11 protein-coding genes are annotated in these 12,901 nt (G+C 44.4%); 8 read left to right on the top strand and 3 right to left on the bottom strand.

All coding sequences use genetic code 11. The annotated features are described in order from the left end of the window. The first annotated feature begins 88 nt into the window (after positions 1 to 88). Entirely contained in the window at positions 89 to 1,006 is a 918-nt protein-coding gene (gene guaA, locus MSMAS_RS00510; RefSeq protein WP_011033167.1) for a glutamine-hydrolyzing GMP synthase, read from the top strand. Between the two features lie 182 nt (positions 1,007 to 1,188). Beyond that, entirely contained in the window at positions 1,189 to 2,229 is a 1,041-nt protein-coding gene (locus MSMAS_RS00505; RefSeq protein WP_011033168.1) for an archaeosine biosynthesis radical SAM protein RaSEA, read from the top strand. 408 nt (positions 2,230 to 2,637) lie between these two features. Here MSMAS_RS00505 and argB read toward each other — a convergent pair whose 3' ends face one another. Together argB and MSMAS_RS00495 are read right to left on the bottom strand one after the other, a co-directional pair. Further along, positions 2,638 to 3,516, bottom strand: coding sequence for an acetylglutamate kinase (gene argB, locus MSMAS_RS00500; RefSeq protein ID WP_011033169.1), 879 nt, complete (start codon positions 3,514 to 3,516; stop codon positions 2,638 to 2,640). Positions 3,517 to 3,743: 227 nt separating this feature from the next. After that, on the bottom strand, positions 3,744 to 4,028 hold the full coding sequence (locus MSMAS_RS00495; protein WP_011033170.1) for a non-histone chromosomal MC1 family protein: 285 nt from the start codon (positions 4,026 to 4,028) through the stop codon (positions 3,744 to 3,746). 404 nt (positions 4,029 to 4,432) lie between these two features. Between MSMAS_RS00495 and mptA the strand changes: the two genes are divergently transcribed. After that, positions 4,433 to 5,389, top strand: a complete 957-nt coding sequence (mptA, locus tag MSMAS_RS00490; protein WP_011033171.1) for a GTP cyclohydrolase MptA — start codon at positions 4,433 to 4,435, stop codon at positions 5,387 to 5,389. Between the two features lie 256 nt (positions 5,390 to 5,645). After that, positions 5,646 to 5,972 (top strand): DUF2098 domain-containing protein, encoded by a 327-nt coding sequence (locus MSMAS_RS00485; RefSeq protein WP_011033172.1) that lies wholly within the window; start codon positions 5,646 to 5,648, stop codon positions 5,970 to 5,972. A 144-nt stretch (positions 5,973 to 6,116) separates the two neighbouring features. Here the strand turns inward: MSMAS_RS00485 and MSMAS_RS00480 are convergent, their stop codons facing one another. Continuing rightward, a complete protein-coding gene (locus MSMAS_RS00480; protein WP_011033173.1) occupies positions 6,117 to 7,550 on the bottom strand; it encodes a methanogenesis marker 14 protein in 1,434 nt (477 codons plus the stop codon). A gap of 793 nt (positions 7,551 to 8,343) precedes the next feature. Between MSMAS_RS00480 and MSMAS_RS00475 the strand changes: the two genes are divergently transcribed. From MSMAS_RS00475 to gatB, 4 genes are all read left to right on the top strand, one after another. Next, a complete protein-coding gene (locus tag MSMAS_RS00475) occupies positions 8,344 to 9,507 on the top strand; it encodes a Coenzyme F420 hydrogenase/dehydrogenase, beta subunit C-terminal domain (RefSeq protein ID WP_011033174.1) in 1,164 nt (387 codons plus the stop codon). A gap of 164 nt (positions 9,508 to 9,671) precedes the next feature. Next, positions 9,672 to 9,953, top strand: coding sequence for an Asp-tRNA(Asn)/Glu-tRNA(Gln) amidotransferase subunit GatC (gatC, locus tag MSMAS_RS00470; protein WP_011033175.1), 282 nt, complete (start codon positions 9,672 to 9,674; stop codon positions 9,951 to 9,953). 12 nt (positions 9,954 to 9,965) lie between these two features. Continuing rightward, positions 9,966 to 11,393: an Asp-tRNA(Asn)/Glu-tRNA(Gln) amidotransferase subunit GatA gene (gene gatA / locus MSMAS_RS00465; RefSeq protein WP_048039578.1), complete on the top strand. Its 1,428-nt coding sequence runs from the start codon at positions 9,966 to 9,968 to the stop codon at positions 11,391 to 11,393. Next, the gene (gatB, locus tag MSMAS_RS00460; protein ID WP_011033177.1) at positions 11,394 to 12,881 is read left to right on the top strand and encodes an Asp-tRNA(Asn)/Glu-tRNA(Gln) amidotransferase subunit GatB; all 1,488 of its coding nucleotides are present in this window, start codon (positions 11,394 to 11,396) and stop codon (positions 12,879 to 12,881) included. Positions 12,882 to 12,901: the final 20 nt, after the last annotated feature.

Raw genomic sequence — 12,901 nt, 5'->3', positions numbered from 1 at the left:
AAAATATAACCAAATTTTCATAATTCTCATACAGTTATCGATCACTATCATTTCTCCAAAGGAAAGATTCACTCGAAGGAGCACTTCAATGGTAAAACCCGAAAAATTCATTCCGAAAGCAATTGAGAAAATAAGCAAGGAAATAAAGGACGGTAAGGCAATTATTGCACTCTCCGGCGGCGTGGACAGTTCTGTCTGTGCTGAGCTGGCTTACAGGGCAATTGGGGACCGGCTGCAGCCTATCTATATCGACACGGGGCTCATGAGAAAAGGGGAGACCGAAAGAATAAGGCACATCTTCTCTCACATGAACCTGGATGTTGTTTATGCAAAGGACAGGTTCCTTGCAGCCCTGGCTGGAGTTACTGACCCGGAAGAAAAAAGAAAGGCAATAGGTGAGACTTTTATCCGGGTGTTTGAGGAAGAGGCAAGGAAACTGGCAGCTGACTACCTGATCCAGGGCACAATTTACCCTGACAGGATAGAGTCCGAAGGCGGCATCAAGTCTCACCACAACGTGGGAGGGCTCCCAAGCGTAATGGACTTTAAGAAAATCGTTGAGCCTATTGAAGACCTCTACAAAGACGAGGTAAGAGAAGTTGCCTGGGCTCTCCAGCTGCCTGACGAGATCTGCGAAAGGATGCCTTTCCCGGGTCCGGGGCTTGCTGTAAGAGTTCTCGGTGAGGTCACGGAAGAAAAGCTTGAGGTAGCAAGAGAAGCTAATTTCATAGTAGAAGAGGAGCTTCTTGAAAGGTTCTGCCCCTGGCAGACTTTTGCTGCCGTACTCGGCAAAGGCACTGGGGTGAAAGGAGACGTCAGGGCTTACGGCTGGATCGTGGCTATAAGGGCTGTAGGGTCAAGAGACGGAATGACTGCGGAAGCTCTCGAACTCCCCTGGGAAGTGCTTAAACACCTTGAATCAAGGATCACTTCAGAGATCCCGAAAGTTGCCAGGGTAGTTTATGATATTACTCCCAAGCCGCCTGCAACAATTGAGTTTGAATAAAACCTGAAATGCAGGATAAGAGAAAATATAAGATAACAGAAGTGTAAAGTAAAGTGAAGCCTCAATTGGCTTCATCGGCTTTTTTTGCAAACTGGATAGTAAACAATAAAGTGAAGTATTAATTTACGAAATTCACTAGCATTAATTCACAAACAAAAATTCATAAAGCGAGTTTTAAACCCATGTCTCTCAATAAAGCAGTGCTGGATATCCGGCAGCGGATCAAAGTAAGACCTTCACCTACAGACGAACCTGCGGCAAGCTGGACCGGAACAGACCTTGTAGACGGCGTTCAAACAAAAACCATCACCGTGATCTTCAAGAGCGCAGGCTGTCGCTGGGGAAAAGCCGGAGGCTGCACAATGTGCGGCTATGTCTATGACTGTGCAAGCGAGCCTCCAACCCTTGAAGACTATAAGTCACAGCTTGCAAAAGCATTGAGGAAAGCTGAAAAGTTTTCTGAATTCATGGTCAAGATCTTCACCTCAGGCAGTTTTCTGGACGAACAGGAAGTCCCGCCTGAAGCCAGAGATGCGATCCTTAAAACCCTTCAAGAAGACTCCAGAGTCATCAAAGTACTCGTGGAAACGCGCCCTAACTTTGTAACCGAGGAGAACATACAGGCCTGCCTGAGCATCCTGAAAAACAAACCCTTCGAATTAGCATTCGGGCTTGAGACAAGTTCGGACAAAATCCGAAAGGACTCAATCAATAAGGGCTTCACATTCCAGGACTTTGTCCGCGCAGCACAAACCGCAAAAACTTATGGCGTAACCGTAAAATCCTACCTTATGCTCAAGCCTCTCTTCCTCTCGGAAAAACAGGCAATGGAAGATATCCTCCGCTCCATAGACGATGCTGCCCCATATTCGGACACCATATCAATCAACCTTTGCAATGTACAGAAAGGCACACTTGTCGAAGCTCTCTGGGAAAAAGGACAGTACCGCCCTCCCTGGCTGTGGAGCATAATTGAAATTCTGCAGAAAGCAAAAGCTGCCCATCCTGACCTCCCCATGATGTCCGACCCTGTCGGTGCAGGTTCGAAACGTGGCCCCCATAACTGTAAAGAATGCAGCTCGGATGTTGCCGACTCTCTCCGCACCTTCTCACTTACCCAGAACCCTGCAGACCTGAGCAGCAGAGACTGTGGCTGTGAAGAACTGTGGAAAAAAGTTCTGGAGATAGAAGACTTCACCTATGGCACGCCCATTTTAAACTGAACTGCTGAAAAAACAGCTCACCTGAAAAAAGCGAGTTCCAAAACTTATAGTATGGTCTCTTGTAAAATCTGAGGTCAATGCCCGCAATTTGATCCTTATAATCTCAGATTACTCTATAATTTTTAATTTAGTCCTCTTGAGCGAGCAAAGCGAGCGAAAAGGACCCCGTCCTCCCGAGACGGGACTCGGGCGAGAAGGAAATCGGGCGAGAAGGAAATCGGGCGAGAAGGAAATCGGGCGCCGGAGCAAGTATTTCCCCCTGATATCTTCCTGTCTTCTCACTTTAGTGATAGCCTCAGCATCACCTGGTCTGACAGGCCTGATAAGTAAACTTACCGACTTCACTTCTGGAATACGGGTTTCTTTTCAGGAAACGTTGAATATTGCTGCGAATTACTGAAGAAGGGTTCAGTAAATCATGGTCCCGACTCCGCCGTCAGTAAAGAGTTCAAGAAGCATGGAGTGGGAAACGCTTCCATTTATGATATGTGCTCTTTCTACTCCGCTTTTAACTGCAACAGCCGCACCTTTGATTTTCGGGATCATTCCGCCGCTGATGACTCCTTCCTCAATAAGGAGGTCAATATCGTCGAGTTTTACACGTGATATGCGGCTACCAGGATCTTTTATGTTTCTGAGAAGACCGGAGACGTCGGTCATGAGGATAAGTTTTTTAGCGTGGAGGGCTGCTGCAATATCTCCTGCGACAGTATCCGCATTTATGTTAAGGGCATTTCCTTTTGCATCCACAGCAATAGGGGAAATAACAGGGATATACCCTTTTTCAAGCATAATATGGAGGATCTCGGGATTTATGACCTCACTTTCTCCAACCCAGCCGATATCCACTTCAGTCTCCACACCGTCGATGAGCACATGTTTTGCAGCCTGTTTATGGCCAAGGATCATTCTTCCGTCATAGCCCGTAAACCCAACGCCTTTGCCGCCGAATAAACCAATAAGAGACACGATTTTCGTATTTATGTTTCCTACCAGAACCATTCTGGCAATTTCCATGGTTTCATCATCCGTAATGCGAAGTCCCTGGAAGAACTCAGCTTTTTTGCCCATGCGCTCCATTTTTTCCGTGATTTCAGGCCCACCGCCGTGTACAATAACCGGCTTGATCCCCACATAACGCAGAAGGACGATATCTTTTATGATATCCTCCATGATCTGGGCGCTGACCATTGCGTTTCCACCCACTTTGATAACCATAATTGAATCGTAAAACTCCTGCATATAGGGCAGGGCTTCAATAAGCACATTCTCTCTTTTGAGTTCCATGATTTAGGAATCAGAAAATCTCTTTTTAAACTTATCGTTGAGTATAAAGGTATAATTAGAAAAATTCCCTGAAAAGATCAATATAAAAAACTCAAATAAATTGTTAATACTGGAAATAAGCCAGCCCGGATAGTATTAAATAAAAGACCTTTCCAGGCTAATTCGCATCGGTATTTCAAAAATAAAAAGAAAGGACCCCAATTTTCCAGGGGATATGAGAATAAAGTTTACTCGAGTTTTTCGATCTTTTCTTTCTTAACGAAGGGTTTGCTGATTTTCTCAGGCATCCAGTCCGGCCTGTTTTTCGGAGCTGCGACAAGTTCCTTCCATGCCTTGAAAACGTGCACCTTCTTTGTCCCGCGTTCCCTGAGGCGGATGATATCAGGTTTGGATTTGGTCCCAGAGCCCCGGTTTGCAGCTTTCAGAGCAGCCTGCCGAGGCTGTTTTCCAGTGAAAACTCCATGTTCATTGCCTTCTTCGTCTCGTAAAACAAAATTTCTTGTGTTGGACATAAAGGTCACCTCGCAAATTGTATTGCTAGACACTGATTAATTTTTAAAGTATATAAAATCTTTCTTCGGATGTTGGCTGTAGTTAGTGGTTTATACAAAACTGCTCTTAATCTGTAGAGGGTATATAAACTAAATTTTTCTAAATTGTCCCCAGCATAAGAAATATTTAAATATTTCTCCCTTATTAAAAATACAACTCAAAAAAGTATTCAGGAAAGGGTTTTTAGATACTCTATTAAAATATATTTTATTGTACTTTTGGAAAAGAACCTGGAAAGCACAAACTTTACATGCTATTACTTCTTATGGTCACTATATTTTTCCAAATGCATAAAATAAAATTATGTGTTTATTAAGGATTTACCCTACAAAACATACTTATCTTTTCACGGATCTGGTTAAATATGGAAAAGTGTACTTTCAACCTCCCGGATGTCCAGGCCAGCAAACCAAGCATAGCTATCAATCTCACCCGTGTTGGGGTAACAAACATGAAAAAGCTGGTTGAAATCAAAAGAAAGGACAAACGCCCAATAGTATTGATTTCAACTTTTGATGTATTTGTTGACCTGCCCTCGGACCGTAAAGGAGCAAACCTTTCAAGGAACTTTGAAGCTGTAGATGAGGTTCTGGAGAAGGTTCTCAGCACACCGGTATATGAAATAGAACAGTTATGCAGCGACATTGCACATAACCTGCTTGGCCGCCATGAATATGCAAATCAGGCTGAAGTCAGGATGAAGAGCGAATACATGATCAGGCGCGCCTCTCCCTCAACCGGAATCAAGTGCCAGGAAGTAGTTAATATCTTTGCCGAGGCTTCGGCTGTCAGGGGCAACGGCGATAGAGATTACTTTGATGTGAAAAAACTCATAGGCGCTGAAGTTGTGGGAATGACTGCATGCCCCTGCGCCCAGGAGATCATGAGAGATAAAGCTGCAACCGAACTCGCCAATCTCGGGGTTGAAAGGGACAAGATTATAAAGTTCCTGGAAAAAGTCCCCATGGCTACCCATAACCAGCGTGGCAGAGGCATAATTTCAATTAAAGTAGCTCATGATTTTGACGTTTCCCTGGAAAGCATAATAAAAATAATTGAGCGCTCCATGAGTTCAAGCGTTTATGAGGTTCTGAAACGTTCGGACGAAAAAGTCGTTGTGGAAACTGCACACATGAACCCGAAATTTGTGGAAGACTGCGTAAGAGCAATGGCAGACAACGTGGTAAAAGAATTCCCGAACCTTCCTGACAATGCAGTGATCACCATCAAACAGACCAATGAGGAAAGCATACACAGGCACAATGCATTTGCTGAAAGGGTAGCTCTCATGGGAGAACTCAGGAAAGAAATCAGTCAGTAAAAAGGTTGTAACCGGTGGAGAAAGCAACCCTTACTGAAAGAAACGTCTGTTTACTGAGAAATCAGTAAACACTAAATCCTTTTTTTGTTTTTTTAAACTTAATAATCTCTATCAGGCTTTTAAGATTGTACAGACATTTTCAGGTAAACCACACAAACTTTATTAAAGGACCTGAATAACCTATAAGCATATATTGAAAAAGGAGTGGACTTGCAGGGCCTGAAGTACCGCGTCCTGGAAGCCTCGAGGTGAAAGCATGGACGATGCTAAGGAAATCACAGCGGTAGGGCGGAACAAAAAAACTATCAAAGTGGGAGATGCTGTCAAGTACGTAAATAGCGATACTGTAAGTCGTATTGCCGAGATCAAAAAGGACGACCAGGGGAAAGTCTGGGTCCTGCTCGAAACAACCGATCTATGGTATAAAGAAGAGACTCTGGAATATACTGATATCAAGCCCCCGGAAAAGAAAGAACAAAGAGAATTTACTGCCGAAGAGCTGGAAGAGAGGTTCAGGAAAGAAAGGGAAACGATTCAGGCCTTCGATCTCGGAAAAGCCGGAGGAGGAGGGGCAGGAGGCTAACTTATCCTGCCTTTACTTTACCCTGCTTTTTTATTCAGGAATTCAATGCCTGCCTTTAAACAGCTATTTCTTTTGTTTATGTGAGCTATATTAAGAGAAAAGGCAGTTTGCTGTAGACACTACCATTTCACCTGGGCTATCCTTTCATTTTTCCTGCATTTTGATCCGCTGGGCAAGGATACATTTCCCACCGTGCCTGCCACCAAGCGGATTTTGTGGGGTTCCCAGAGAGTTCATGCAGCGTGCCATAACAGCTGCGCCTCTGGCAAGCCCATCGTCGACAAAGACCACTCTCTCATCAATCTTGGGGGCGAGATTCATTTTCTCCAGGCAGTTCAAAATCAGTTTAGGTTTGTTCCCGGTAATTCCTGCCCTGCCTGTAACTCCGAAAGTGCTGTCTTCAAAAATAAGGCCTTCTTTCTTTGCAACCTCTATGAGCCTGCACACCACTCCTGCCATCACCTCATCAATGACTGCATAAACAATCGATAATCCATGGCTTTTACAGACTTCCATGCCTATTGCACTCAGTTTTCCCATATTTGAGCCATTCTCACCCACATCGCAGCCTATAAGTATTACGCCTATCTCTTCAGCCGCGTCGGGTCTGACAGGGACACTGCCGTATCTCTTTCTATCCCTGGGGACTTTTTCAATAGTTATCAGCTCATGAATACGCCTTGAATACTCTTCTATGGATTTAGCTTTCATTTTCAAAGTAATGAAAGAAGGCGGTTTCTGTTTTTCAAAAACTTCCAGAGCAGTTCCTACTTTCGAATCAACGACCTTTGAGCCCCGAATTATGGCGTCCGGAATTGCGCCTGCATATCCGCAGAAATTACCAATTGTTTTTGCATAAGGCTGGTCAGAACTTGTTATCCTGCCGTCAAGGGTGGTCCCGAAGTCAATTGAGATGCAGGGGTTCCTGAAATCCACATCTGTCAATTTAGCCGCTTCCTTTATTCCTGCAGTTGCAAGTTCACCTTCCATCTCGTTTGCGACAATTTCAACTCCCGTAGAGCCTATTGGGGGCACAACCCCGGCAACTGCCCCATCAAAAATAACTTTCTCCAGTTTACTGTATTTCTGGAATTTTTTAGGGATATTTGAAATGGACATTGGAGCAGTCATATTTCTTGGAGGAACACCAGCCATAAGACACCCATCTGCCAGTGCTTTAATAAATTCGCCGACTTCTTCAGGAGAATCAAAGCCTGCAACGACACCAGTAGAGCGAACAACAAAATTAAGGTCAGTCTTTATGTCCAGACTGGCTTTTTCAACGGATTCTGTAAGTGTATTCTTAACAAGTTCTGCAACAGCCTCGCGTGTAAGTTCTACACCAGTAAGTGTTTTTCCAAATACAGCTTCTCCGGGTTTTGGAGGACGGACATCTCTGGTCATACGCACGACTTTATTTATGATGTGCGTCCTGCCAGTATCCAGATTGGTGGCTGTAAGGATACATTTGGTTGTGGTATTTCCTACTTCTACCGAAGCTACTATAAAGAATGGTTTTGACTTGAGGTCAATCAAACGAACCTGAGGAGATTCTGCAATTCTGGGTTTCATAGCCATTTTTTTTCCCTTCCTGAGGATCTATTATAGACTGAATTGGATCCGCATCTTATACTATTGAACCTGCAACTGAAAATTAATGTATTTGTATTGGAACACACCATGAAATTTATTTAGAGATAATAACAGTTAAAAACCGAAATATGGATGTCGAACTAGTATGAAGACCTGCCTCCTGATTCAATAAACAATCCTGATTCAATAAACAAGTGAGACAAGAATACAATTTATCTGAAGTTTAAAGAAGGTATAAACAAAGCCTGTAATAACCTTTTCTAAAACACTTCAAATTGACAGTTTATTCCAATTAGTTATTATTTGTTATTTTTCTGTTTGCAAGACATAAATAATATAATTTTTTATGTTAAATTTTTATCCAGCGGGACTATTTGTTATCCTATTTTTTTCTTTATTTAAAAAAGACTTGAATTTGAATTATCTGTGGTTATAAGGTCGCATTTAATCTGTGACTATAAGGCCTTATTTAGATACATATTGTAGCATTATTTTATTCACCCTCAAATATGTTTTTATAAAGAAGATTTTAACCCTGATTTATATTTCCTATCGAGACAGAAATTATATTTTGGGAAGAATAAATTAAGACACGTACTAATAAATAGCATAAATTATAAAAAGTACAAATATAATAACACATAGGAATTATTATAGACACATAAAATATAATAATTACAGATTGAAGAGCAATTTTAGATTTTTTCAAGAATCGGGAACTAGTGAATCAGGCACTAGTTATCCTTAAATATGGGGCAATAATCACAGGAGGTCTTTAATGCCGTTAGATCCTATTTGCAAAAAAATAATATCCAGGGATACTGAATACTTTTCGGATTACGGGGGAAAAAATTACTATTTCTGCAGTTCCGAATGCAAGCATAAATTTGATGCACTTGAAAAAAGCGTCATCAGGCTCAAAAGAAACCTGAGCGAAAAAGAAAAAATTTCATTTGGAAAACTAAAGAGAGATATTATAAAACCGGGAATCTGCACTCTTTGCGGAGCCTGTGCAGCAAGCTGTGAGTATATAACCATCAAAGATGAAAAGCCTGAACTGATCGGTCCCTGCAAAGCCTGTGGGGTCTGCTACTACCAGTGCCCCAGAACTATCACTACGGAAGAAGGGCTGATAGGTAGCTTCAGGTATGCTTATGCTGCACAGTCTGCCATACCGGAAATAAAAGGTCAGGACGGAGGGGTTGTGACTTCTCTTCTTCTGTATGCTCTGGACGAGGGGCTTATCGACTGCGCCGTGGTCACGGTTCATTCAGAAGAAGAACCCTGGAAACCCGTACCCATAGTTGCAAAAACCAGGGAAGAGATCCTGAAGAGTAGCGGCAGCATTTACTCCCATTCGATGACACTGGAAGCCCTTATGAGCGCAGTCAAACAGGGAATGAACAGCGTTGCCTTCGTAGGTACGAGCTGCAATATCGATGCAGTCACAAAAATGCAAAAAAGCTCTTACGGTTTTCTGCACCTTTTTATGAGGGCGAAGGTCCTCAAACTGGGACTTTTCTGCATGGACACTTTTGCCTACGAAGGGATCAAAGCAGTACTGGAAAGCTATGGGATCACTCTTGACAACGTCGATGCCATGAAAATCCGAAAAGGGAAATTCGAGGTCGCCCTGAAAGATGGAAAAGAACACATCTTCGAACTCAGCGAATTTGACGAATACAGAAGCTCCTCCTGCCGTTTCTGTACAGACCTGACAGCCGAAAACTCAGACATTTCCTTCGGAGGAGTAGGCAGTCCCAGAGGCTACACTACAGTCCTTGCCCGTTCAGCCATAGGCTATGAAATCTTCAACGAAGCCATAGACAATGGCTACATCGAAGCCCGTCAGCTTACGGATGACGAACTCGAAAAAGTCCTCAACCTGGCAAAGATGAAAAAGGTACAGATGTACGACCTGCACAGAAGGCAGAAAACATAATAAGCATAAATAAGTCCTCTTGAGCGAGCGAAGCGAGTGAAAAGGACCGCGTACTCCCGAGGTGCAATTCGGGCGAGATGAATATATATTTATTTCATAAACTGTTTCTATTATGCATTACCAACGGCATTCTATTCGGATCATTCTATTTTTGAGGAATTTTCATGATTACAAAAGAAGATGTAGAACATATCGGCTGGCTTGCCCGTATTGAGATCAATGAGCAGGAAACAGTCGAATATATGGAAAAACTTAACTCAGTTCTGGAGTACTTCGGGCAGCTTGATAAGGTGCCAACCGAGGATGTTGCTCCTACATACCACGTTGCTGAGGTCTATAATGTATTCAGGGAGGATGTGGCGGAAGAATGCCTCCCGCAAGAAACTGTTCTTGCAAATACCGAGCACAAACAGGACGGGACTTTCAGGGTCCCGAAAATCGGCTGAGGAGATGTTTTGATGGCAAAATGGATGAGTGTTGCACAGGTTAAAGAAAAGATTAAAGAAAGTTCAGCCGAAGAAGTGACATCCAGATACCTTGAAGTTATCAAAAAAAGCAAAATCAACGGATATCTAACGATTTCCGATAAGGCTCTTGAGCAGGCAAAAAAGATCGATAAAGAAGGGCATGAAGGCCCTCTTGCAGGCGTACCGATTGCTATTAAGGATAACATTTCTGTTGTCGGGCTGCCAAACAGCTGTGGCTCGAAGATCCTTGAAGGCTATGTCCCTCCTTTCAATGCCCACGTCATAGAGAAACTTCTTTCTGCAGGAGCAGTGATCCTTGGAAAAACCAATATGGACGAATTTGCCATGGGATCTTCCACTGAAACAAGTCATTTCGGGCCGACTGCAAACCCCTGGGACCTTGAAAGAGTGCCAGGCGGGTCTTCCGGTGGAAGTGCAGCAGTTGTAGCAGCAGGAGAAGCTCCTTTTGCTCTCGGTTCCGACACAGGCGGATCTGTACGCTGTCCTGCATCTTTCTGTGGGGTTGTAGGGCTTAAACCGACCTATGGAGCAGTTTCAAGGTACGGGGTTGTGGCTTATGCAAATTCCCTTGAACAGGTTGGACCCCTCGCAAACAACGTGGAAGACATAGCAGTCCTGATGGATGTTATAGCCGGATATGATAGAAGAGATTCCACTTCAATTGACAGCAAAACCGAGTACCAGAAAGCTCTTGTTGATGACGTGAAGGGCCTGAAAATAGGGGTTCCGAAGGAATTCTTCGGGGAAGGCATCCATCCTGACGTAGAAAAAGCAGTATGGGATGCAATACACAAATGTGAGAGCCTCGGAGCGACGTGGGAAGAAGTCTCAATGCCCCATATAAAGTATGCCCTTGCCTCATATTATATAATTGCAATGAGTGAAGCGTCCTCAAACCTTGCCCGCTTCGATGGAACACGTTACGGATTCAGAGCAGGCGGAGAAAACTGGCATGCTATGGTTTCAAAGACCAGAGCTGAAGGTTTCGGCACAGAAGTCAAGAGAAGAATTCTCCTCGGAACCTATGCTCTTTCTGCAGGTTATCATGACAAATACTATCTCAAAGCCCTGAAGGTCAGGACTCTTGTGAAGCAGGACTTTGATAAAGCCCTTTCAAAAGTTGATCTGCTCATGGCTCCGACCATGCCGAACCCTGCTTTTAAGATCGGAGAAAAGATTGAAGACCCGCTTACCCTCTACCTTTCAGACATAAACACCTGCCCGATTAACTTGGCAGGCGTGCCTTCGATCTCCGTGCCCTGCGGATTTACGGACGGGCTGCCGATAGGACTTCAGATAATGGGCAAGCCCTTTGACGAAGAAACTGTCCTGCGTGCAGCTTACACTTTTGAGAAGAATACCGATTACCATACCAAGAGACCTCCGGAGGTGGCATGAATGGTCTATGAAAACCCTGACGGTATAAGGATAGGGCTTGAAATCCACGTCCAGCTTAACAAACTCAAGACCAAAATGTTCTGCGGCTGCTCTACAGATTATCACAATGCGGCCCCCAATACCCACACCTGTCCGGTCTGCCTCGGCCTGCCGGGTGCACTTCCGGTCCTTAATAAAAAAGCCGTGGAAGCAGCAATTAAAGTGGGGCTTGCCCTTGAAGGTGAGATTGCAGAAGAAACCCAGTTCCACAGGAAGAATTACTTCTATCCTGACCTCCCCAAAGGTTTCCAGGTCACCCAGTACGACTATCCGATTGTTAGCAAAGGAAAAGTCGTGATCGAAGGAGAAGACGGGGAGCATGTGGTAGGAATTACAAGGGCTCACATGGAAGAAGACCCTGGAAAGCTTGTACACATAGGGAGCATTGAAAAGTCCAAAGGTGTCCTTATAGACTACAACAGGTCAGGCATGCCCCTGATCGAGACCGTTACCGAGCCGGATATGAGGAGTCCCAAAGAAGCAAGGAGATTCCTTGATAAGTTCAGAAACATCCTCGAATACCTGGATGTCTTTGACGGAAACCTTGAAGGAGCTATGCGTGTCGACGCGAACGTTTCTGTCCACTGGGGGACCAGGGTTGAGGTCAAAAACATCTCTTCCCATAAAGGAGTGGAAAGAGCACTTCTCTACGAGATCATGCGCCAGAAAAACGTGATCCGCCGCGGAGGAAAAATTACGCAGGAAACGCGTCACTTCGATGAAGGAAGGGGAGTAACCATTTCCATGAGGACAAAAGAAGAGGCAGAAGACTACCGCTACTTCCGTGAACCTGACCTCATGCCAATGCGCGTTACAGGCTGGATACCCGCAATTAAAGAGACCCTTCCCGAGCTTCCGGATGCCAAACGTGCACGCTTCATGGAGCAGTACGGTATCACAGATATGCATGCAAGAGCCCTGACCTCAAAGATTATGCTCGCCGACTTCTACGAAGGCGTTTGCGCAAAAGGGGTAGACCCGAAGGTTGCAGCTACCTGGACTGCTGACGTCCTCCTCGGAGAGTTAAACTATAGAGACCTTGCAATCTCTTCTTACGACGGCAGGACAATTGGCTTTATCCATGCAAAAGACCCTGAAGTGGAGAATTCCTTCAAGGTCTCGGATATGGTTGAACTGGTCACACTTTTTGCCGAAGGCAAGGTCAGCGACAGGGCTGCGGTTGAAGTCATCCGTACCATTCTGGACGGAAATGAGGAAAAGAGCCCATCGCAGATCATAGAAGAAAAAGGCCTTTTCAAAGCCGAAGACGATCTGGTAACCAGAGCTGTTGCAGAAACAATTGCCGAAAACGAAGCTGCCGTGCAGGACTATCTTGGAGGAACGGAAAAGTCCCTGAACTTCCTTGTAGGACAGGTCATGAAAAAGACAAAAGGCACGGCGGACGCAAAGACAGCCCGTGAACTGATTGTAAAGGAACTTAAAGGGTAACCCGGCAGGGTTCACCTTTT

Source organism: Methanosarcina mazei S-6, assembly GCF_000970205.1.
In the GTDB taxonomy this organism is placed as follows: Archaea; Halobacteriota; Methanosarcinia; order Methanosarcinales; family Methanosarcinaceae; genus Methanosarcina; species Methanosarcina mazei.
This window is presented reverse-complemented; position numbering and strand designations above follow the sequence as displayed.